Origin of the sequence: Arthrobacter jiangjiafuii, from assembly GCF_018622995.1 — a bacterium.
Lineage (GTDB): Bacteria > Actinomycetota > Actinomycetes > Actinomycetales > Micrococcaceae > Arthrobacter_B > Arthrobacter_B jiangjiafuii.
Window position 1 is genome coordinate 817,940 of record NZ_CP076022.1, and the last position, 22,100, is coordinate 840,039.

20 protein-coding genes are annotated in these 22,100 nt (G+C 67.0%); 7 read left to right on the forward strand and 13 right to left on the reverse strand.

Translation table 11 applies throughout. The features are described from left to right. Positions 1–6: 6 nt before the first annotated feature. Both ligM (KKR91_RS03955) and KKR91_RS03960 read left to right on the forward strand, forming a co-directional pair. On the forward strand, positions 7–1,416 hold the full coding sequence (gene ligM / locus KKR91_RS03955; protein ID WP_210230058.1) for a vanillate/3-O-methylgallate O-demethylase: 1,410 nt from the start codon (positions 7–9) through the stop codon (positions 1,414–1,416). An 84-nt stretch (positions 1,417–1,500) separates the two neighbouring features. Then, positions 1,501–1,908 (forward strand): VOC family protein, encoded by a 408-nt coding sequence (locus KKR91_RS03960; protein ID WP_210230720.1) that lies wholly within the window; start codon positions 1,501–1,503, stop codon positions 1,906–1,908. A 67-nt stretch (positions 1,909–1,975) separates the two neighbouring features. On the opposite strand, the gene KKR91_RS03965 is transcribed toward KKR91_RS03960, so the two are convergent. Together KKR91_RS03965 and KKR91_RS03970 are read right to left on the reverse strand one after the other, a co-directional pair. Beyond that, positions 1,976–4,825 carry an FAD-binding and (Fe-S)-binding domain-containing protein gene (locus KKR91_RS03965; RefSeq protein WP_210230059.1) on the reverse strand — a complete coding sequence of 950 codons (2,850 nt, stop codon included), beginning with the start codon at positions 4,823–4,825 and terminating at the stop codon, positions 1,976–1,978. A 129-nt stretch (positions 4,826–4,954) separates the two neighbouring features. Then, on the reverse strand, positions 4,955–5,467 hold the full coding sequence (locus KKR91_RS03970) for a CinA family protein (protein ID WP_210230061.1): 513 nt from the start codon (positions 5,465–5,467) through the stop codon (positions 4,955–4,957). A 363-nt stretch (positions 5,468–5,830) separates the two neighbouring features. Between KKR91_RS03970 and KKR91_RS03975 the strand changes: the two genes are divergently transcribed. Genes KKR91_RS03975 through KKR91_RS03985 form a run of 3 tightly spaced genes read left to right on the forward strand, consistent with a single transcriptional unit; the run spans position 5,831 to position 8,735 of the window. After that, complete coding sequence (locus tag KKR91_RS03975) at positions 5,831–6,631, forward strand: (Fe-S)-binding protein (RefSeq protein WP_210230063.1); 801 nt, start codon at positions 5,831–5,833, stop codon at positions 6,629–6,631. Continuing rightward, a complete protein-coding gene (locus KKR91_RS03980; RefSeq protein ID WP_210230065.1) occupies positions 6,628–8,103 on the forward strand; it encodes a LutB/LldF family L-lactate oxidation iron-sulfur protein in 1,476 nt (491 codons plus the stop codon). Before KKR91_RS03975 ends, KKR91_RS03980 begins: the two co-directional genes overlap by 4 nt. Next, the gene (locus tag KKR91_RS03985) at positions 8,100–8,735 is read left to right on the forward strand and encodes a LutC/YkgG family protein (RefSeq protein ID WP_210230067.1); all 636 of its coding nucleotides are present in this window, start codon (positions 8,100–8,102) and stop codon (positions 8,733–8,735) included. The genes KKR91_RS03980 and KKR91_RS03985 overlap by 4 nt, the downstream gene beginning before the upstream one ends. A gap of 25 nt (positions 8,736–8,760) precedes the next feature. Here KKR91_RS03985 and KKR91_RS03990 read toward each other — a convergent pair whose 3' ends face one another. Beyond that, positions 8,761–9,855 (reverse strand): alpha/beta hydrolase, encoded by a 1,095-nt coding sequence (locus KKR91_RS03990; protein ID WP_210230069.1) that lies wholly within the window; start codon positions 9,853–9,855, stop codon positions 8,761–8,763. Positions 9,856–10,084: 229 nt separating this feature from the next. On the opposite strand from KKR91_RS03990, the gene KKR91_RS03995 reads away from it, so the two are divergent. After that, positions 10,085–10,672 carry a hypothetical protein gene (locus KKR91_RS03995; RefSeq protein ID WP_210230071.1) on the forward strand — a complete coding sequence of 196 codons (588 nt, stop codon included), beginning with the start codon at positions 10,085–10,087 and terminating at the stop codon, positions 10,670–10,672. A 47-nt stretch (positions 10,673–10,719) separates the two neighbouring features. Here KKR91_RS03995 and ligM (KKR91_RS04000) read toward each other — a convergent pair whose 3' ends face one another. Beyond that, positions 10,720–12,126: a vanillate/3-O-methylgallate O-demethylase gene (gene ligM / locus KKR91_RS04000; protein ID WP_210230073.1), complete on the reverse strand. Its 1,407-nt coding sequence runs from the start codon at positions 12,124–12,126 to the stop codon at positions 10,720–10,722. 314 nt (positions 12,127–12,440) lie between these two features. Between ligM (KKR91_RS04000) and KKR91_RS04005 the strand changes: the two genes are divergently transcribed. Then, positions 12,441–13,421, forward strand: coding sequence for an ABC transporter substrate-binding protein (locus KKR91_RS04005; protein WP_210230075.1), 981 nt, complete (start codon positions 12,441–12,443; stop codon positions 13,419–13,421). Positions 13,422–13,461: 40 nt separating this feature from the next. Here KKR91_RS04005 and KKR91_RS04010 read toward each other — a convergent pair whose 3' ends face one another. The 9 genes from KKR91_RS04010 to KKR91_RS04050 form a co-directional block, all read right to left on the reverse strand. Continuing rightward, positions 13,462–14,334: a methylenetetrahydrofolate reductase gene (locus KKR91_RS04010; protein WP_210230078.1), complete on the reverse strand. Its 873-nt coding sequence runs from the start codon at positions 14,332–14,334 to the stop codon at positions 13,462–13,464. A 55-nt stretch (positions 14,335–14,389) separates the two neighbouring features. Continuing rightward, a complete protein-coding gene (locus KKR91_RS04015; protein ID WP_210230079.1) occupies positions 14,390–15,847 on the reverse strand; it encodes a DUF5129 domain-containing protein in 1,458 nt (485 codons plus the stop codon). A gap of 105 nt (positions 15,848–15,952) precedes the next feature. Next, positions 15,953–16,150 carry a hypothetical protein gene (locus KKR91_RS04020; protein WP_210230080.1) on the reverse strand — a complete coding sequence of 66 codons (198 nt, stop codon included), beginning with the start codon at positions 16,148–16,150 and terminating at the stop codon, positions 15,953–15,955. 49 nt (positions 16,151–16,199) lie between these two features. After that, complete coding sequence (locus tag KKR91_RS04025; protein ID WP_210230081.1) at positions 16,200–17,270, reverse strand: alpha/beta hydrolase; 1,071 nt, start codon at positions 17,268–17,270, stop codon at positions 16,200–16,202. A 29-nt stretch (positions 17,271–17,299) separates the two neighbouring features. Next, positions 17,300–19,036 carry an L-lactate permease gene (locus KKR91_RS04030; protein ID WP_210230082.1) on the reverse strand — a complete coding sequence of 579 codons (1,737 nt, stop codon included), beginning with the start codon at positions 19,034–19,036 and terminating at the stop codon, positions 17,300–17,302. A 215-nt stretch (positions 19,037–19,251) separates the two neighbouring features. Continuing rightward, on the reverse strand, positions 19,252–19,806 hold the full coding sequence (locus KKR91_RS04035; RefSeq protein WP_210230083.1) for a GNAT family N-acetyltransferase: 555 nt from the start codon (positions 19,804–19,806) through the stop codon (positions 19,252–19,254). Positions 19,807–19,900: 94 nt separating this feature from the next. Then, positions 19,901–20,647 carry a YoaK family protein gene (locus KKR91_RS04040; protein ID WP_237687481.1) on the reverse strand — a complete coding sequence of 249 codons (747 nt, stop codon included), beginning with the start codon at positions 20,645–20,647 and terminating at the stop codon, positions 19,901–19,903. Between the two features lie 148 nt (positions 20,648–20,795). Beyond that, the gene (locus KKR91_RS04045) at positions 20,796–21,512 is read right to left on the reverse strand and encodes a hypothetical protein (protein ID WP_210230084.1); all 717 of its coding nucleotides are present in this window, start codon (positions 21,510–21,512) and stop codon (positions 20,796–20,798) included. A 2-nt stretch (positions 21,513–21,514) separates the two neighbouring features. Further along, the gene (locus KKR91_RS04050; protein WP_210230086.1) at positions 21,515–21,961 is read right to left on the reverse strand and encodes a hypothetical protein; all 447 of its coding nucleotides are present in this window, start codon (positions 21,959–21,961) and stop codon (positions 21,515–21,517) included. Between the last annotated feature and the right edge of the window lie 139 nt (positions 21,962–22,100).

The window sequence follows — 22,100 nt, forward strand, 5'->3', positions numbered from 1 at the left end:
CCGCTAATGCCCGCCCCTTCCCTGCAAGAGGTCCTGGACGCTTCCGGAAACACCGTGGACCACCTGCGCAACGTGCAGGTCGGCGCCTACGTGTATCCGGTGGTGGCTGCAGAATTCACCAACTGGCGCCGGGAGGTCGGCGCCTGGCGCGAAACGGCCGTGCTGTTTGACCAGTCCCACCACATGGACAACCTCTTTATCTCCGGTCCCGGGGCGCTGGCACTGATTTCCGATACGGCCATCAATTCGGTGGCCAACTTCCCGGTGGACAAGGCCAAGCAGTACGTTCCGGTCACCCCCTACGGCCACGTCATTGGCGACGGCATCCTGTTCCGCGAAGGTGAGGAGGAATTTGTCTTTGTGGGCCGCTCACCGGCCGTGAACTGGCTGCTCTACAACGCAGAACACGGCGGGTACGACGTCGAGCTGCGCGCCGACCGGCGCTCGCCGTCGCGGCCCATGGGCAAGGCCGTGTCCCGGGACTACTGGCGGCTGCAGATCCAGGGGCCCCGGGCGTGGGACGTCATCGAAAAGGTGCACGGCGGCCCGCTGGAGCAGCTGAAGTTCTTCACCATGTCCCACATGCTGGTGGGTGGAACCCGGGTCCGGGCCCTGCGCCACGGCATGGCCGGAGCGCCCGGGCTGGAACTCTGGGGACCGTACGGGGACTATGACCGGATCCGCGACACCATCCTTGAAGCCGGCGCGGAATTCGGGCTGGAACCGGCCGGCGCCCGGGCCTACTCCTGCAACACCCTGGAATCGGGGTGGATCCCCTCGCCGCTGCCGGGCATCTACAGCGGAGACGAGCTGGCCGGCTACCGGCAGTGGCTTGGCGGGAACAGCTTCGAAGCGAACTCCGCCGTGGCCGGATCCTATGTGCCGGAGTCGGTCGAGGGGTATTACAGCACCCCTTGGGAGCTGGGTTACGGGTCCTTCATCAAGTACGACCATGACTTCATTGGCAGGGACGCGCTGGAAGCGATGGACCCGGCGGCGCAGCGGCGGAAGGTCACCCTGGCCTGGGACGGAAATGACGTTGCCGCCATCCACGCGTCGATGTACCAAAAGGAGGAGCTGCCCTACAAGTTCTTCGACCTGCCCAATGCCAACTACGGAGCCTCGAATTTTGATTCCGTGGTGGACGCCTCGGGCAAGGTGGTGGGGGTTTCCATGTTCACCGGCTACAGCTGGAACGAGAAGCGGCCGCTGTCCCTTGCGGTAGTGGACCCTGGCGTGGAGACCGGCTCCCGGCTCAAGGTCATCTGGGGCGAGCCGGACGGCGGAACACGGAAATCATCCGTTGAACCGCACCGGCAATACGCGGTCAACGTGGAGGTCGGCCCGGTGCCTTTCTCCGAGGCGGTCCGCCAGGACTACACGGACGGCGGCTGGCGGAAATCTGTGCCCGTTTAGCTGTTCCAGGACGTAGCCGTTAGAGGACCGGAGTTGACCGCTACACCGTTTCCCGCCGTCGTCGGCGGTCCTACCGTTGACGGCATGGACTGGAAAATTGAACTTGTGCCCGTGCCCGTGTCCGACGTGGATGCCTCGAAGGCGTTCTACGTGGACCAGATCGGTTTCAACGCTGACTTTGACGAGCGCGTGAATCCGGAACTGCGGTTTGTGCAGCTCACCCCGCCCGGCTCCGCCTGCTCGGTGGTGATCGGCCCGGGCACCACCGATATGGTGCCCGGTTCGCAGCGGATCCAGATCGTGGTGCCCAGTGCCGCGGAGGCCCGGCAGCATCTGGTGGAGCACGGCGTTCAGACCAGCGACATCACTCCGCTGGACTGGGGGACCTTCGTGTACTTCAGCGATCCGGACGGCAACCAGTGGTCGCTGCAGGAACTGCCGGAGATTCCGCCCACCCTGCCGTCGGAGGAATCGCCGGACGAGCCCTTGTAGCGTTCCGGGCCGGACACGGGACTGCGCACACGGTGGGAACCCCATGCGTGGAGAAGGCCCCCGGGACCTACCGGGTCGCCTCCGCCAGGTACTCCAGCACATGGCGGTAGGTGTGCCCGGTGGCGGCGGTCATGCCGATCTCACAGGTCCGGTTCACCGAGGCATAGGCGGCGAACTCCCGTTCGTTGATTTCGGCTGCCTGCTTGTCGGTGGCCGACGCGGTCAGCTCCGGATGCAGCAGCCCGCGGTCACCGGCGAAAGCGCAGCAGCCCCAGCTCGGCGGGACAAACACCTCTTCGGCCACGGCTGCGGCCACCGCCTGCAATGCGTCGTTGGCGCCGAGCTGGGTGGAGGAGCAGGTGGGGTGCAGGGCCATGGACGGCAGCTTCCGGGTCACGGCCAGCTGCGGCAACAGTGTCTCGCGGACAAACTCGACCGAATCGATGAACTGCAGCCCCGGATACTCCGGGCTTTCCCCCGCCAGCCGCTTCATGGTGTCCAGGCCCTCGGTGCAGGACGCGGCGTCGCACACCACCGGCAACGCCCCGCCGCCGGTGGCTTCCCAGAGGTTTGCCAGCACGCGCTCGGTCATCACCGCATAGCCTTTGCCGAAGCCCTTGGATTTCCAGGGCGTGCCGCAGCACAGGCCGTCGATCCCGGCCGGAATCCGCACCCCCACACCGGCGCGTGAGCACAGCTCCAGGAACGCCGCCGATACGCCCCCGCCCTTGCCCCCGCCGGAGTCGGAGTCAGAGCCGGAGCCGGCGGGACCGAACATGGTGCCGATGCAGGCCGGGAAATACACGGCCACTGCCGCCGGGTCCTCCAAGGGGGTCCGCTTGGTGCCGCCCGCAGGCAGCACGGTTTCATAGGACGGAACGGTGTCGGCACCGGCCACGGCGCGCGCGACGGCGGTGGCTGCCTTGGGCAGGACCGGCGGCATCGCCTTGGCCAGGTCCAGGGCCCGGCCGCCCGCCACCGTCACCGTGGACCAGTGTTTGGCAGCGGTCTTCCAGCCGGCGTCGGCCACCGGGTTGGCACTTTCCTTCCGCAGCCTGCGGACCAGGTCCCCGGTGTTGATCAGCACGGGGCAGGCCGTGACGCACATGCCGTCCACGGCGCAGGTCTGGACGCCGTCGTAGTCGTAGTCTTTCCGCAGTTCCTTGGCCAGGGCGAGATCGCCGCGGTCTTCGGCGGCGGCGATCTCGCGGCGCAGCACAATGCGCTGCCGGGGCGTGGTGGTGAGGTCCTTGCTGGGGCAGACCGGCTCGCAGTACCCGCACTCGACGCAGCGGTCCACTTCCGCCTCCACGGTCGGGGCAACCTTCAGGTCGGCGATGTAGGCCAGCGGGTCCTCGTTGATGAGCACGCCGGGATTGAGCAGGTTTTCCGGATCGATGAGGGCCTTGAGCTCGCACATGATCCCGTAGAGTTCGTCGCCGTACTGGCGGCGGACAAACGGTGCCATGATCCGGCCGGTGCCGTGTTCGGCCTTGAGCGAGCCGCCGTTGCCGAGCACCAGGTCCACCATGTCCTCGGTGAAGGCCTGGTACCGGGCCAGTTCCACCGGGTCGTCGAAGCGCTCATTGAGCATGAAGTGGATGTTGCCGTCCTTGGCGTGGCCGAAGATGACGGAGTCCTGGTACCGGTGTTCACTGAAGAGCCGCGACAGTTCGCCGCAGGTTCCGGCCAGCGACGGAACCGGAACCACAATGTCTTCGAGCAGCGCGTTGGTGCCGGAGGGGCGGGCTCCGGCCACCGTGGTGTAGAGGCCCTTGCGCAGGTGCCACATGGCGGCGCGGTCCTTCGCCACAGCCGTCATGGCGAACGGGGCGGCCAGCGGCAGCGATTCAAAGAGCGCCCGGGAGGCCTCGCGTTTGTCCGCCAGTTCCTCTCCGGTGCGTCCCTGGTGTTCCACCAGCAGGGCGGCGTGGTCCACGATCTCCAGGCCGCGCAGCTCCGGGGGAGCGGCCGGATCAGCCGCGGCCACGCGCAGCGAAGTGGAGTCCATCAGTTCAATGGTGGTCAGGCCTGTGGCCACCAGCTCCGGCAGGGCACTGGCGGCCCGGTCCAGCGAATCGAAGAACATCAGCCCGGTGGCGACCTGGGGCAGTGCAGGGACCGCGCGGAAGGTTGCCTCCGCCACGAACCCCAGGGTGCCTTCGCTGCCGACCATCAGGTGCGTGAGGATGTCCACCGGGTTCTCGTAGTCCAGGAAGGAGTTCAGCCCGTAGCCCATGGTGTTCTTCATCGCGAAGAGCCGCTCGATGGTGGCCACGGAGTGCCGGTTCGCCACGATCCTGCCGCGCAGCCGCAGGAGTCCGTCGAAGAGTTCCGGTTCAAGCGTGCGCAGCTTCGTTTCGGCGTCCGCCTCGGCCGTGTTGATAAGGGTGCCGGAGGCGAGGATGAGCACCATGGATTCGATGGTCCGGTAGGTGTTGAACTCGGTGCCGCAGGCCATTCCGGAGGAGTTGTTGGCCACCACGCCGCCGATGGTGCAGGCGATTTCGGACGCCGGATCCGGCCCAAGCTTGTAGCCGTGCGCGGCCAGCCGGGAATTCACCGCCCGCACCGTGGCGCCGGGCTGGACCCGGACCCGGGCGCCGCCGTCGAGCACTTCAATGCCCCGGAAATGCTGCCGGGTGTTGATCAGCAGGTGTCCGCTCTGGCTTTGCCCGGACAGGGAGGTTCCGCCGGAGCGGAAGGTGGCGGGGACGCCCAGCGCCCGGCTGCGGCGCAGCAGCGAGGCGACTTCTTCCGCCGTGCGGGGCGTCGCCACCGCCTCGGGGATGAGCAGATAGTGGGAGGCATCGTGCGCCATCTTGCGGCGGTCGATTTCCCGCGTGCTGATGTTCTCCGTGCCGAGCCCCGCGATGGGCGCCGTGGGCTGCCCCGGAGCCTGCGTATCAACGCTCATAGTCTGATCCCGCCGTTCAGAGGGGGAGCGGCAGTGCCCCCGCGCTTCGATGGTACCGGGCGGCCCATGGGCCTGAACTCCTGAGGACCCGGGCCTGTCCCGGCCCGGCTGAACTACTCGCGTAGTTCCTTACCGGGCGCCACGCTCGGCCAGCAGCTTGTCGAGCCGGTCGCTGATCAGCTCCAGCGCCTCGGCCACGGTGGAGTGGATGACGGTTTCCGGGTCACCCTCGAAGAACCGTTCGTGGACATCGGGATGCTGCTGGCCGGCGGCGGTGACGCCGAAAAAGACGGTGCCGGGTTCCTGCCCGTCCTGCGGTTCCGGACCGCCGGATCCGGTGATGGACAGGGTCAGGTCTGCGCCCAGCAGGCGTGCCGTGCCGTCTGCCATCTGCGCGGCGGACTCCGGGGACACTACTGCCTCCGCGGTGACGTCCAGGACCGAGCGCTTCACCGAGGTGGCGTAGGCGGTGAGCCCGCCGAGGAACCAGTCCGACGACGACGGCGCGGCACCCAGGAAGGATGCGAGCAGGCCGCTGGTGAGGGACTCGGAGACCCCAATCCTCACCCCGGTCCCTTCGATCCGGTCGGCGATCCGTTTGGCGGTGGCGGTGGATCCGGCGTCCTGGCGGTCTGTGGGCATGGGTGCTCCTGTTTCCTGCGGCTCTTCCAATGAAGTCGGTTATCGAGCAGGATTTTATCAGGCTGCTTAGTAGCGGGGGCGGGATATGACACTCGAGGGAGAGCGCGATGGAGATTACCGGTGTATCAATGATCGTCCTCTGGGTTCTCTTTGCTGCCGTAATTGCCGGGGTTGCCTTTGGCGTTTACCGGTTTGCGAAAGTGCGCAAGGGAATTTCAGGCGGCAGGAGCGGCCCGGACGCCGGCCCAGACCCCGGCGCCTGACCTGTTCATATCCACCGAGGTCAGGCAGCGGCGACTATGGCGTATCTGCCGCGGTTCTGTGATGGTGGTCAGCAGTAATGCGCCCCGCTGAAAGGCAGTCATGAGAATTGCTTTATTCGCCACCTGCATTGTGGATGCCATGTATCCGCGCACGGCCAGGGCCACCGCAGCCATCCTCGAACGGCTGGGCCACGAGGTGGTGTTCCCCGCCGGGCAGGCCTGCTGTGGGCAGATGCACGTGAACTCCGGCTACCTGCCCGAGGCCGTTCCCGTCGTCCGGAACCATATCGAGGCCTTCGAATCCCAGGAGTACGACGTCGCCGTCGCACCTTCGGGTTCCTGTGTCGCCTCGGTGAAACATCAGCATCCGATGGTTGCCCGTTCCTGCGGGGATGCCGGGCTCGAAGCCCGGGCCGAGGCCGTGGGAGCAAAGACCTACGAACTGTCCGCGCTGCTGACCGACGTCCTGGGCGTCACCGATGCCGCAGCCCAGCTGGGTTCCTGGTTCCCGCATACCGTCACCTACCATCCCAGCTGCCACGGTATGCGGCTGCTGAAACTGGGGGACCGGCAGCTGAACCTGCTCCAAAGCGTCGAGGGCATTGCCGTGGAGGCGCTGCCGCAGGCGGACCAGTGCTGCGGCTTCGGCGGCACGTTCTCCCTAAAGAACGCCGACGTCTCCACGGCCATGCTGGACGACAAGGCAGCGAACATCACCGCCACCGGCGCCGAACTGTGTTCCGGAGGTGATGCCTCCTGCCTGATGCACATTGGCGGCGGGCTGTCCCGGCAGGGCAGCTCCGTGGCCACCCTGCACTTCGCCGAAATCCTCGCCAGCACCAGGGAACATCCGGTCTCCGTCAGCGGCGACGTCCTGGCCGGTGGAAAGGCTTCATCATGAGCAGCACGTATCTGGGCATGCCCACCGCGCCAGTCTTCGGGCAGGGCAACATTAACGCGACCGAGTCCTTTCCGGCGGCGGCCCGCCGGGAACTGGGCAACACCCAGCTGCGCGCCAACCTGGGCCATGCCACTCACACCATCCGGGACAAGCGGCTGCGGGTGGTCGGCGAGCTGCCCGACTGGGAGGAGTTGCGTAACGCCGGCAGCGCCACCAAAGCCGCCGTCATGGCGCAGCTGCCCGAACTGCTGGAGCAGTTCGAGGCGAACTTCACCGCCCGCGGCGGCATCATCCACTGGGCCCGCGACGCCGCAGAGGCCAACGAAATTGTCCACGACCTGATCCGGGAACAGGGCGTGGACGAGGTGGTCAAGGTCAAGTCCATGGCCACCCAGGAGATCGGCCTGAACGAGTATCTGGAAGAGCAGGGCATCGCCGCGTTCGAAACCGACCTCGCTGAGCTGATCGTGCAGCTGGACCACGACAAGCCCAGCCACATCCTGGTGCCGGCCATCCACAAGAACCGCAGCCAGATCCGGGAGATCTTCCTGCGCGAAATGCCGGGCGTGGATCCGGGCCTGACGGACAGCCCTCCGAAGCTGGCCGAGGCCGCCCGGCTGTACCTGCGCCGGAAGTTCCTCTCCGCCAAGGTCGCCATCTCCGGGGCGAACTTCGCAATCGCCGACGCCGGTACCCTCGCCGTCGTCGAATCCGAAGGCAACGGGCGGATGTGCCTGACGCTGCCCGACACCCTGATCACCGTGATGGGGGTGGAGAAGCTGCTGCCGTCCTGGCAGGACCTGGAAGTGTTCATGCAGTTGCTGCCGCGGTCCTCCACGGGGGAGCGGATGAACCCGTACACCTCGCTGTGGACCGGGGTGACGCCGGGGGACGGGCCGCAGAATGTCCATCTGGTGCTGCTGGACAATGGCCGCAGTGCGGCGCTCGCCGATCAAATGGGCCGCTCGGCGCTGCACTGCATCCGCTGTTCGGCCTGCATGAATGTCTGCCCGGTATACGAACGCACCGGCGGCCATGCCTACGGTTCGACCTACCCCGGGCCCATCGGCGCGATCCTCTCGCCGATGATGACGGGGATCCGCTCCGAGGAAAACAGCTCCCTGCCGTACGCCTCCTCGCTGTGCGGGGCCTGCTACGACGCCTGCCCGGTGAAGATCAACATCCCCGAAATCCTGGTGCACCTGCGCGCCGAGGATGTGGACAGCAAACGGGGCAGGAAACCGCCGTCGCAAATGGACCTGCTGATGAAGGGTGCGTCCTGGGCGTTCTCCTCCGGAAAGCACCTGCGCCTGCTGGAGAAAGGCCTGCCGCTGGGCCGGATTGCCGCCGGCCGGAAGAAGAAGATCACCAAGCTCCCCGGCATCGCCGCCGGCTGGACCCGGAGCCGGGACGTGCCGGCACCGCCCGCGGAGTCCTTCCGCGACTGGTGGGCAAAGGAGCACAAGGCATGAGCGCCCGCGAACAGATCCTGGAACGGCTGCGGTCGGCACTGCATGACAACCCTCCGGTGCCGCATATTCCGCGGCACTACCGGGAGCACTCGGGCCTGGACCGGGAGGAACGGATCCAGCTGCTGGTGGACCGGCTGGTGGATTACAAGGCCGGAGTCACCGTGGTGGATGAGGCAGGGCTGGCTCCGCGGATCGCAGAATTGCTGGCCGGCGCGCACAGTTACGTGGTTCCCGAGGGGCTCGACGGCGGCTGGCTGGCCGACGCCGAAGCAGCCGCTCCGGGCCGCCGCCGCGTGGATACCCTCGAGGAACCGCTGAGCGTGGCGGAGCTGGACGCCGTGGACGCCGTCGTCACCGCGAGTGCGGTCGCCGTCGCAGAGACCGGCACGATCATCCTGGACGGCAGCCCCGACCAGGGCCGCCGCGCGATTTCGCTGGTTCCGGACCACCACATCTGCGTGGTGCGCAGCGATCACATAGCCGGGATCCTGCCCGAAGCGCTGCGCCGGCTGGACGGCACCCGCCCGCTGACCTGGATCAGCGGGCCCAGTGCAACGTCGGACATCGAACTGGAACGCGTCGAGGGAGTGCACGGCCCGCGGAACCTGGACGTCATCATCCTCCGGTCCTGATGGCCACCCCTGCGCCTGCGCCCGGCTAGGCGCTGAGCCGGATATCCGGTTGTGCATCCAGGCGCCGCCGGGCGGCACGCTCCTCCAACGGGTTCCGGGGCAGGGCCGTGACACCGGTGACCTGCTCCAGGAAGGCAACGGTCTCGTGCAGGGATTCCATCGCTTCGGGGCGGTGCAGCTGGAACTGATACTCGTGACCGAGCGCCGGGCGGTAGTTCTTCGGCCAGAACCGGCGGACCACCGGCACGCCAAGGTCCTGGAGCCGATCGGCCAGGGGCACTGACTGAGTGAGGGTCAGGTTGTCGCCGTTGCCGCCCGAAATGTAGGTCGGCGGAAAGCGGTGATCCACGTGCTTCGGAATGCACATATGGTCTGCGGCTTCGGTGGCGGCCCAGTCCTTTGATCCGGTGTAGGCCCAGAGGGCCTTCCGCAGGCCCCAGCCCACCGGGCCGGCCATGCGGGCCACTGACTCCAGATCGAAGACGCCGCAGTGCAACAGGATGCCGCAGAGCTGTTCCGGTCCCGCTGCGGGGACAGCCCCGGTGTCCCGGGCATACTCCGGGTTGGTGATGGCCAGCGCCAGCTGCGCGGCCAGCTGGGCACCGGCGGAGTCCCCGGCAAGGACAATCCGGTCAGGGTCCAGTCCGTAGCGGTCCGCATGCTCGCGCACAAAGCCCAGCGCCGCGTTCAGCTCCTTCAGCGCCGCCGGATAAACCGCTTCCGGCGAGATCGAGTAGCCGACCCCGAGCACTGCGTAACCGTATCCGGCAAGGACTTTCAGGTACGGCGCCACGTCTTCCGTGGAACCGGAAATCCACGCTCCGCCGTGGATCCACATCACCACGGGCAGCGGTTTCCGGGCCGCATTCTCGGGAAGGAACAGGTCCAGGGTCGGTTTGGCAGCTGAGCCCAGATAGTGCAGGCCCCGGTGGCCGGTGACCGTGAACCGGGGAATATGGGGGAGGATCTTCTTTACCGGGACCTTGCCCGCGCCGGCGAAGACTCCGCGGATGAGCCATGTCGAGGGCAGGGGATGCCGCCCAAGCGCTACAGCAGCACTGATTCCGGCAGCGGCCACTCCGGCCAGGAGCCCCGCCGCAGTATGCGAGGAGAGCTTCATCCTTTTAAGCTAGGGCCCTGAATTCAGCGGCTTTTTGCCGGTTCCCCGCCGGCAAGCGGTACACCGCTGCCCCCTGCGAGGAATCTCATGCCACCTGGTGTCCGGCGGCACTACGTGTTTTCCGGGCAGTTACCCCGATTCTCTCTGGCGCACCGACACGCAGCTTCGTACTGTTCCCCTCCCGCGGCGGATTTTCAGCCGTCACTGGCGGAACACAAGGGGGGGGCACATGTGGTGGTTTTTCCTGGCCGGGATCGTGGCCGGCACGATTTTGGGTGCGGTGGCGTGTGGATTTCTCCTGCACTGGCTGCAGAGTGCCCGCGAGAAGAGGGCATTGCAGGCCCTGGTCACCCATGTTCATTTGAAAAGGGCGCTGGCTGAGGGCGGGCCGGGGGTCCTTGAACCGGACCATGACGCTGCCCGCTGCCGCTCGGCCGTCGCCGACGTCCGCCAGCAGGTCCGCGACACGCTGAGCGAACTGCGCCCGGGTTCCTCTTCGCCAACGGCAGTGCTGCTGGAAATGCACCGGGCGTGCGACGCGTACCTGCGGGAAACCGACCGCAACGGACGGAACTACGAGGCCAGGCTGCGCGTGTTGCGCCCGGTGCTCAACGAGGGCGCCCGCAGGCTCAGCGGTGCCAGGCACGTCCAGTACCTGGCACCCGGCCAGCGGGAGGCGGCGCATGGAACGACCCTGCCCGCTGCCCGGCCCGAGCCGGGAGGTGACCGGAGCTGGACACGAGGCGAGGGGCGGGCCGAAGCCCGGACCGATGCCCGGCACAAAAGTGAGCGGCGGATGCCGCAGCGAATTCCCTGAGTCAGCGGAACCCGCTGCGGCATCCGCCGCACTGCCTCGCCGCCGGATCAGGCCTGGCTGTTCCCCGTCCGCCAGCCGCCCTTGTATTCCTTCCGGACCGTTTCCGAGAACGGAACCGGGCTGACGGTGGCACGGACATCCAGCTGCCGGTGCGGTTCCACCGTGGTCTTGCCTGTTCCGCCGTCGGGCTCGCCCCACACCACCCGCAGTTCGGTCCCAAGGGGTACCGAGGGATCGATGGTGGCGAGGGAGAGCCCTCGGCGCTCGTTCGCCGAGTAGCCGGTGAACATGGATACCCCGACCACGTTGCCGTCCGCGTCAATGACCGAGTCGTAGTTGGAGGAACCGTAGTTGGCCAGCGGCAGGTCGAAGTACTTGTACGGTTCGTCGGTGCCCAGATGCGACGTGAGGATCTTCCCCAGGTCTTCGGCGTTCCAATCCAGTGTCACTTTGCGGCGCTGGGTTGCCGGATCCATCTGTTCCAGGGCGTCCCGGCCGATGAAGTCGTGGTCGAACTTCACGAAGGAACCGTAGCCGAGGTCCCAGGGCGTGAGGTAGTAGTCCTCGATGTCCGGGCTGACGAAGCTGCCGGCAATGGCGTTGGAGGCTTCGTAGCTGTCCGCGCCCAGCCATTCCCGGTAGGGCTGCAGTTCGTCCCCGGTGTAGATGGCGGGCAGGGGAGAGGGGATCCAGCCGGATTCGAGCGTGTTGGACGGGTAGGCGCGGGCACCCACGGCGGTGATCCCGAACTCGCTGCCGAGATCCAGGATGGTGTCCCGCACCTTCTCGTAGGAGCCGTAATCTCCCCAGATTTCCAGGCCCGGGGCTCCGGCCATGCCGTGGCGCAGGGTCCGTACCGTCTCGCCGGCAATGCTCATGTGGTCCATGTTGAAGAATTTCAGCTGCTCCACCGGGGATCCGTTGACCTTCTCGATGACCTGCCAGGCGTTGGGGCCCTGGATCTGGAACCGAAAGTAACGGCGGGAGACGGGGCGTCCCATCGGCCGGGAGGGCGAGCGGCGGTCGATCTGGACATCCACGTCGTAGCCGCCGGTTTCGGCATTGAAGAGCAGCCAGTTGGCGGCCGGCGCCCGTCCCACGTAGATGTACTCGTCGTCGTCCTCATGGAAGAGGATGCCGTCGCCGATCACGTGGCCGGAGGGGCCGGTGGGAACGTACTGCTTGGCCTTGTTCACCGGGAAATTCGCGACACTGTTGATCGCGGTGTCCGAGAGCAGTTTCAGCGCGTCAGGGCCTTTGATGAAGAGATTGTCCATGTGGTGGGACTGGTCGAAAAGCACCGCCGTTTCACGCCAGGCCCGCTGCTCGCTGCGCCAGTTGCTGAATTCCGGTGCGACGACGGGATAGATATACGCCCCGATCTGGGAGTTGCGGAGCCGGTCCACCACACTTCCGCTCGAGTCGAGGACCTCCTGCAGATTCTTAGGTGCCACGTTGAACCCCTTTTTCTTTTGATGAATTTCTTTGACGAAGAACGTCGTTGGACTTTCAGGCTCCGCCTCCGGTTCTGCTGACACCGGAATCCACGGGCCGTCATTGGCCCGTTGACGCTGCACGGATTGACCCGACCTTAGGTGCATAGCCGGGCGGTGTCGAGACCTACGCGCATTGGTCCCGGTGCAGGTGGCGGGCGCGGGGCGTCGGATAACTCTCTGGCCGGGCAGGCCAATCCCGGTTAGGGTGCACCTACCGACACGGCGGCCGGGGACCGGCGTGCCTGCGGCACAAACGGGAACTGGAGGGCACGATGAGGAAAACCGGTGTTGCGGTTGTCTTGGCGGCATTGTTGGGGCTTGTGGGATGCGGCGGCGGTTCGCCGTCGTCGGAAACCCAAACCGAAGCCGAGGGCGGCGGCGAGCTGATACCCATAGAGGTGGGTGTCATTCCCATCGTGGACGTGGCGCCGATCTACCTGGGGGTGGAGAAGGGCTTCTTCGAGGATGAAGGGCTGGACCTGACCCTGACCCTGGCGCAGGGCGGCGCAGCCATTGTGCCGGCCGTAACGTCGGGCCAGATGCAGTTTGGCTTTTCCAACGTGACCTCCATGATCGTAGGCAAGTCAAAGGGCCTGCCGATTAAGATGGTGGCTCCAGGGGCCAGCACCACCGGCGATGTCGACGCTGATTTCGCGTCGGTGATGACGCTTCCCGGCAGCGGGATTGAAGAAACAGCGGACCTGGCCGGAAAGCGGGTGGGAGTGAATACGCTGAACAACATTTCCGACTCCACCATTTCCGAAGCGGTGAAGCAGGCGGGCGGCGATTACGAGAGCATTGAGTTTGTGGAAATGCAGTTCCCGGACATGCCGGCCCAGCTCGCCGGCGGCACTGTGGACGCAATCGCCGCGGTGGAACCCTTTGTCACCATCACCGAGGCCCAAGGCGCCGTGCCGGTGTTCTCCAATTATGCGGAGCCAATCACTGACCTGACCGTCGCCGTCTATTTCACCTCGGATGAGTACATCCAGGAGAATCCCGAAAACACCGAGAAGTTTGTCCGGGCCATGACGGCCTCATTGGAATATGCCGACCAGCACCCCGAAGAGGTGCGGGCCATCCTGCCGACGTACACCTCGCTGGAACCCGACGTCATTGAGCAGCTGACCCTGCCGCGGTACTACGGGGAGATCAACGAGGAATCGCTGAACGAGGTGGTGCGCATCTCCCTTGACCGCGGACTGATCACTGAAGAACCTGACATGTCAGCGCTCCTGCCCTCGAACGGGTAGCGGCGGCCACGGCCGGCGCTCAGGCGGGCGCCGGCCGCGGTTACCGTTGGTGCCGGTCCTGGTAATCCCGCACCCAGTCGGCCGTGGCCTTGATCCCGCCGAAGGTGTAGAAGTGCAGCCGCACCTCACCGTGGACGGCCGGTGAGTAGGCCTTGGCCAGGTCCTGGATGAACCGGTCCGGGCCCGCTGTTCCCAGAAGGTTGGTCAGGGAGAACCCGTACTTGTGCGCGATTCCTGCCGAGGAAGCGACTCCGAAGCGGCGCGCGTAGCCCAGGAGCCGCTTCACGCCGGCCGGTCCGGGGACGCCGATCCGGACCGGTGCCTTTACCCCGCGCCCGCGGAGCTCCTGGAGCCAGGCCAGGACCGGATCCACGTCGAAGCCAAACTGCGTGGTGATCGAAGCGTCCAGGCCGGCCTCCTCCAGCGCCTGGATCTTGTCCTCCAACGCTGCCCACAAGGTGTCGGTGCCGATGTCGGGGTGTCCTTCGGGGTAGCCGCTGATGCTCACGCCCCGAACCCCGTGCCCGGGCAGCAGACCGGTCCGGATCACGGACAGCGCGTCGGGATACGGCCCGAGCGGAGTGACGGGATCCCCGCCGACCACAAACAGTTCGCGTGCTGCGTCCACTTCCTCCAGCGAGGCCAGGTATTTCTCCAGCTCAGCCTGGGATTCCAGCCTCCGGGCGGAGATGTGCGGCACCGGAACAAAGCCGCCGGCAGCCACGGCTGCCGCTGCGGAGACCCGCAGCGGCAGGTCCTCGTTGCCCAGGTAGGTGACGTTGATACGGGTTCCCTGCGGAATAGACGCTTGGGCGGCATGAAGCGCATCAACGTCCTTGCCGGTCATTTCCAGCGAGAAACCGGTGAGCAGGCGGGCAGCGGCGGAGGGTGTTCCCGCGGGGGCGTCAGTCATGCGCGCTACCCTAGCGGCCGCAGAAACGGCTGTCCACGAAGGTGGCTCTGCAAACCTAGAACTGCCCGGAGCTGCCGGAACCGGAAAAGCTGCCGCCGGAGCTGCCGTACCCGGTCGAGGAGGAGGCCGAGCTTCGGGCGGCCTCCACACTGCTGGTGGCGTGCTGGATCCCGGAGGAGAAACTACCGACCGAGTAATAGAAGTAGGCGGGGAACGCCGTGTCCACGATGCCTGGACGGTAGTCGTTGCGGCGCCTGCCCGGACCGGCGGCCTTGTCCAGCTCCTTCTGCATGAGCTTGCGCTCACTGTCCGTCTTCGCCTGGGCCGCAATCACCGTTCCCGCGTGGTTCTTCAGCAGATCCGAGAGTTCAGCGCGGCCTGCCTTGATGACGTCCAGCGCTTGGTCCGGGGTGATCCGGCCGTCCGCCAGCGCGGCGGATGCAGCATCCAGGTCTTCGCGGGCCTGCTGCCGGAAGGCCCGCAGGGCGTGGGCGGTTGCGGAATCCTTGGCTGCCGCGTCCTTGCCATGCAGCAGGCCATCGAGGCTGTCCAGGTCTTCACGGAGCGGCGCGGTTTGACGGTCCCATGCCCGTTCCCAGCCCGGGGCCTTGTTCAGCAGCGCGTTGGTATCGGCAATGACGTCGTCCAACCCGTCCAGCTCCGTGGCCGCCTCGGCGTATTCCTCCACGGTTGCCGTGCTGCTGCGTCTTTTCAGGTCCGCCGAGGAGAGGGCATGGGCGGCATTGTCCAGGGCGGTCGCCTTGTTGTAGCGGGTCATGAACGTCCGGTATTCCTCCAGCACCCGGGAGCCGTAGGAGGAATCGGAGGGAATGGTATTGGCGTTGACCTCGGTGGCGTCCAGGTCCCGGGTGACGCTGGAGTAGCTGGCGTCGCCTGTGGTGAGGAGCTTGCGGTTCTTGCGCTGCCGGTTCCGGCGCACCAGCACATACGTGATGGTTGAGCCGGCCGCGGCCACCGCGGCAACTACCGCGCCGAAGATGGCGCCGGGGGAGAGGTACCAGGGCCGGTTGATCAGTTTGGCGGCCTCTTCGACGGCCGCTACGGTACCGTCCGTCCACTGCGCTTCCCGGAAGAGGTCATTGGTTTGCTCTCGAATGTCCTCCTGCTGGTTCAGGGGGATCTTCCGGTCCTCGCCATAGTAGGTACCGGTCCAGCGGCCCACCGGATCGAGCGCAAAGATGAAAAGGCCGTCGGCCCATTTCTGGCCGTCTTCACTGAGCCACTCGGGGTGTTCCGCCCGCGCGAAACGCAGTACTTCCTCATTCAGGATGGTGTCGTTGTCGCTGTTGGCCGGACCGTTGTAGGTGTACACGGCAACGGTGGTGGGCTCGCGGAACTCGATGTCCTCCAGCGCCGGCAGCAGCGTGTTGGCATCCAGGATGCCGGCGGTATCCTCGACAACCACCTCCTCAGGCGTAACGGCGGCAGCCGCGGTGGCTCCGCCGGCCAGCGTTATGACGAGCAGCAGCATGGTGGCTAATATCCGGCGCATGGGTCCCCTGGTAGTGGAATCGGCTTTGGTCCGAGACTAGCGGCTGCCTGCGCGGGGCGCAGTATCCGGTGGGTGCCGGAAAGCCGCGCGGTTTCCAGGGGCCGGCTAGATCAGCATGGCGCTCCGCACCTGCTCCTCCGCACCTGCTCCTCCGCCCCCAGTCGAGCTGACACGGCCGGCCACGAGCACGAAGTAGGTGTCCGCCGCCTGCAGCGCAAAGCCGATGTGCTGCTCCACCAGCAGCACGTGCATGCCTGAGCGGGAGGCCAGACCCATGATCGTCTGCTCGATTTCGGCCACCACATTGGGCTGGATGCCCTCGGTTGGTTCCTCAACCTAGGTGACTCATGTTTCATGCTTTTAGGGTTTGCGTTTTCCCGGCATCTCTTTTGTTGCGTATGCTTTTCGCCGGTATATCAACGGCGCACACCTCCGCCAGAAACGCGAGTGTTTCAGCCAGTGTCTGCCGTGCTTCCGGCCGGTTCAGATGGAACTGATACTCGTGCGGCAGGGCAGGGGAATGGCCGGCGGGCCAAAACCGGGTCCGGACAGCCGTCCCGAGGGCGGCGAGCCGGGCGGCCAACGGCACCGATTGGGAGCCGGTCAGGCTGTCGCCGTTACCGCCGGCGATCAAGGCGGGCGGGAAACGGGCAGTGACGTGGTCCAGGACGGACATTTGCGCACCGGCCGGAGTGGAGGACCAGTCCCGGTTGCCGGTGTAGGCCCAAAGCGCCGTCTTGAAACCCCAGCCAAGGACCCCGCGCAGCCCGGCCAGGGCGGCAAGGTCGTAGACCCCGCAGTGAAGGATGACCCCACGCAGATCTGCTGCCGCCAGGGCCGGCGGCAGCCCGGTGACGCGGCCATAGTCCGGATTGGTGGCCAGCACGGCCAGCTGGGCGGCCAGCTGCGCGCCGGCGGGGTCCCCGGCCAGCACGATCCGCTGCGGGTCCAGCCCGAGTTCCCCGGCACGGTCCTGCAGGAAGGCCAGCGCTTCAGTCAGCTCCCGGACAGCCTGTGGATAGGTGCCCCGCGGGGCAATCGTGTAATCCACTCCGGCTGCGGCGTAACCGTGGGACGCCAGGATGCGCAGATAGGGTTCGACGTCGTTCCGGCTGCCGGAGAGCCAGGCCCCGCCGTGGATCCACACCACCAGGGGTGCCGGGCCCGGGGCATCCCGGGGAACAAACAGATCCAGCCGTCCTCCGCCGCGCGAGGCGGGGGCATACCGCAGGCCGCGGTGTTCGGTGATGCCGGTAGCCGGTGCGTGCGGACGCATGAGGCCGGCCACCTGCCGGGCGCCGCGGGCGAACACGGCGCGGATGAGCAGGGCCGAAGGCCACGGGCTGAGGCGGACGGCGGCCACGGCGGCGGCGGCCAGGCCCGCTGCGGCCAGGCGCGGCGTGGAAACAGGGAAACGGTGCATATCCCCACCCTAGGACGGCCGGCCGAAAGTTACGGCAGCATCCAGCCGAGCACCGGGGTGGACTGCAGGAAGACAATCACGCACAGGGCCAGCAGCAGCCCCACGCTCCAGCCCACCACTTTGCGCAGCAGCACGGATTCCTGGCCGCTCATGTTCACCGCGGCAGCGCCGATGGCCAGGTTCTGTGGGCTGATCAACTTACCCATGACGCCGCCTCCGGTATTGGCGGCGACCATCAGCTTGGGATCGATCCCGGCCTGCGCCCCGGCGGTCTCCTGCAGCTTGGCGAAGAGCGCATTCGCTGACGTGTCGGACCCGGTCACCGCCGTGCCGATCCAGCCCAGCACGGGGGAGAGGAACGCGAAGAACGCGCCGGTTCCGGCAAGCCAGGTGCCGATCGACACGGTCTGCCCGGAGAAGTTCATGACATAGGCCAGGGCCAGCACCGCCAGGATGGTCAGTGCCGCCGAACGCAGGCGCACTGCGGTGCGGCCGATCTCGCGTACCGCGTTGCCGGGGCTCAGCGGATACCGGCCGCCGTCGTCGAACCGCGAATAGACCAGCGCCACGATCAGGCCGCTGATCAACAACAGCGTGCCCGGACTGATCAGCCATTCAAAGTCGTAAACGGTGGAGGACAGGCGCTCTCCGTTGGCGTCGAGCAGGGCGTCATGCAGGATCGGCCAGGGGATTTCGATGATGGTTTTTGCCAGGGTTTCCGGGATGTTGATGCCCCAGGTCCACAGATTCACGATGCCGAAGACAGCGATCACCAGCACATAGGGAAAGAGCGCCATCCAGGCCCGGCCGGGGGTCAGCCGGTCCGCGGCGGTGTCACCGGCAGCCGTGCCCACATCCGCTGACCCGGCCCCCGAGGGGCTCCAGCCCGACGCGCGGGCCTCGGCCAGTTCGCGGCTCATCCGGGCGCCGGCCTCCTGCCCGTTGCGTGGATGCCAGAGGCGCAGGAAGCCGACGGCGGCAGCCATCGCCAGGAGCGAGGCAATGATGTCGGTCAGTTCGTAGGAGAAGTAGTTCGAGCACAGGAACTGGGCCACGGAGAAGACGACGCCGGTGGCCACGGCTACCGGCCAGCAGTCGCGCAACCCGCGGGTTCCGTCGAGGATGAACAACAGGACCAGGGGAATGAAGACGGCCAGCAGCGGGGTCTGCCGGCCCACCACTGCGGCGATTTCCTCGCCTGTGTAGTCGGTGAGGTTCGCCGCCGTCGTAATGGGAATGGCGAGGGCGCCGAAGGCCACGGGTGCGGTGTTGGCGACCAGTACCGCGCTCGCAGCCCGCACCGGTGCGATCCCCAGGGCCAGGAGCATGGTCACGGTGATGGCCACCGGGGCGCCGAACCCGGCCAGCGCCTCAAGCAGCCCGCCGAAGCAGAAGGCCACCAGGATGGCCTGGACCCGCAGGTCGCCGCCGCCCACCGCGTCGAACACACGGCGCAGGTCCTCGAACCGGCCGCTGAGCACCGTGACCTGGTAAAGCCACACGGCCATGATGATGATCCAGACCACCGGGAACAAACCGAAGGCAGCCCCCTGCGTGGCGGAAAGCAGGGCCAGTCCGGCGGGCATCCCGAAGCCGAATACCGCGATCACCAGGGCGGACAGCAGGGCGAGGCCGCCGGCCACATAGGCCTTGGTCTTGGCGAAGGCCAGCAGCAGGAAGAACACCAGCAGCGGGACCAGCCCCAGAAGGGCGGACAGCGTGACGCTGCCGGCCACCGCGTCGGTGGCGGATGTGAAGCTTTCCATGGAAACCTCCGGACTGCGCCGGACGGCGCCAACGGCTATGGCGGCGGGGTTCGCCCGCCGTGGCTGCAGCCGCTGCCGGCTGGCCCTCCCCAAGGTTAAGACAGCTCAGCCTTGGGGAATCCGACTACGGGGGAAATACCTGCCAAGCACCGCGCGGGCTTGACGGCGAAGGTCCGGCAGGCGACGGCCGGCAGCGGGGAATGGCTGATCCGGCGCTATTCGGGGCTCGTGTACCAGCCGCGGGCCAGATAGATATCGCGGTAGGCGCCACGGTCCACGTCGAGATCCTCACGCCGCTCCAGCCCTGCGGCCCGGGCGGTTAACTGCGAGCCGACGTTGTCGATGGTGGTGTAGGCGACCACCGGCAGCCCGGGCAGCAGTTTCTCTGCCAGCCGGACCGCTTCGCGGGCACCCTCGGTGGCGTAGCCGCGCCCCCACGCTTCCGGGACGTACCGGTAGTACAGGTTCAGTGCCGGGCGGGACTGCACAAGCCGGTGCGAGAGCCCGGTAAAGCCAATCAGTGTGTGGGGATTCTCCTGCGTGGCAACCGCCCAGACACCGAAACCGTGCCGGTACCAGTGCAGGCCGATCTCGTGGAAGATCCGCGCCGAGGAGGCCCGGGTGACCATGGCCGGTGCCGGATGGTGCACGTTGGTCCGGGGGTCGGTGTGCAGGTCCAGGGCAGCCGTTTCATCGGCGCCCTCGGGCCGCCGCAGGATCAGCCGGTCGGTGTGGATCGGGGTCCAGTCGGCAACGAGCTGTGAGGACATGGACCTACCTTAAGGCACGGTTCGGGCAGGTGCAGCAACCCGGCGTGCGCGGCCCCCGGCGCGGTCCCGGGTCCGGCCGGTTTACGGCTTCCGGTCAGGGCTTTTCCGGATTCCCCTGGTCCGTGCCGGCGTCCGTGCCGGCGTCCGTGCCGGCGCCGGTGCGCTCGCGGTGATGCCGGACGTAACCGGCGGCAGCCACCGCCACGGAGATTGCCGCGGACAACGCCAGCCCCAGCCACAGCCCTACGTTCAAGGCCGCCGCGCCGGCGACGGCACCCAGCAGGATCAGCGCCACGGCAAGGGCGCGCCGCTGCCAGAAGCGGCTGTCCCCGCCGGCCAGCTTCGAGTCGGAGGCGAGTCCGGTAATGGTGGAGGTGACAACCACCGTGGTGATCTCAGCGACCTTCAGGCGCTTGGCCGTCGCGGCCTGGACGCCCATCACCGTGGCCATGTACGAGGTGGTGATGCTGCCCAGGGTTCCGTTGTCCTGCACATCTGCCACGGCCACGAAGACTGCCAGCACAGTCAGTGCGGCAGCGACGACAATCAGCGCAATGGAGGTGCGCCAGGACCAACCCTCCGGAGCCTTGCGCAGCATCCGCCCGGCCAGGGCGGCGCCGAGCATGAAGAAAACCAGTGCCAGGGCCGGCCGCAGGATCGGCAGTTCCGCGCCGCCGGCAAAGGCCATGCCCAGGAGAACGACGTTCCCGGTCATGTTGCCGGTGAACACCCGGTCCAGCCCGAGATAGCCGACGGCGTCTATAACCCCGGTGGAAAAGGTCAGCGCCAGCATCAGCCACAGGTGGACCCGGTCGGTGGGGACTGCATTCAATCGCTTCACGTGGGCGGACTTCCTCTGGTTGTGATCCCGGCAACTGTATCCGAAGCGCCCTGCACGCCACGGGAGGGCTGCAGGCGGCAGCCAGTCCCCGGGGAACGCAGGGCTACGCGGTGAGGCCGTCGAGCCTCACCGCGTAGCTGCTGCCGGGTTAGGCTTCGCCGGCCGCAGCAGGTCCGGCCGGGACCCGGCCTACCCGTCGGCGCTGCCACAGGGTCCAAGCCAGCCAGGTCCCCCAGACCACCAGCAGCACAATGGCGCCGGCCACGGCAGTGGAGACATCCAGCGGTCCGGTCCGGCCGGCCAGGACCAGGAAGCCCCACCAAGACACCGCGGCAACAGCCAGCAGGTTTACCAGTGGCACCAGCACCTCGGCCCCGGTGCGGGTCCGCACTGCCGTGACCACCACCTCCGCGGCCATCAACAACGCCACCGCCGTTACGGTGCCGGTGGCAAAGGCGACCACCTCGGGCGACACCGCCCGGTCAGCGAACCACAGGATCAGCAGCACCACCGCGGCGGCCAGTGCCAGTGCCTCTATGACGGCGGCGAGCAGGTTCATACCCCGCAACCGGCGTTCAGTATCCCGGCGTTTACCGGGGATGTAGCCCCAGGCCTCGCGGCGGAACCAGGCCGACGCGAGATTGGCAAAGAGCAGGGTGGAACCGGCGGCGAGGAAGGGTGCCACGAAGTTGTTGCTCAGCACCCAGACAAGGGCAGCGACGGCGGCAAAAACCTGCGGCGATCCGATAATCGCGAATACCCAGGAATTGATGAAAGGTCGCCGCGCCGCTTCCAGGTCCAGGGGATGAACCAGGAAATGCGTTGTGGAGTCGGGTAGGGCCACTTGTTCTTTGATCGATTTCACGGCTACCTCCAAGGGACCGTGTCCAGGTGCGGGCCGCGTAGGCCGCCCCGGGCAATCTCGTATATTTTCTGCCGGGACACGCCCAGCTCTTCTGCCACCGTGACGGCGCTGAATTCTTCCAGCAGGTCAGCGGCAGCCATGGACCGGATGCCGGACGCCCGGCGTCCCAACTGAGCCGCCAGGGCGCCGACCTCGGCAGCGAGCAGGGCTGCGGCCAGGGTGCCGCCAAAGGGATCGGCCCAGCCGGGGGCTGCGGCCTGTGCCGCTGCATAGAGCCGGTCACCGCCGTCCGCCAGAACGGCCTTCACCTGCTCCGCAGTGAGCCCGGCTGCCTCAAAACGCTCGGCAGCAGGTCCCCGTTCACTCGGCGGCCGGTGGGACAGTGCCCTGTCCCACGCGTCTGGGACGGGAGGCGCTGCACCGTTGTCACCCCTGGGTTGACTGTCCATGCATCGAGTCTGCGCGCGGCAGGCACGCTTGTCTACCCCCTGGTGACAAGTTTTCTCCCGGACATTCCGGATGAGGCGCGACAGTCGTTCCCAACGTCCAAACCCGCGCCTACCATTGCTAGCAAAGGGGGACCCATCA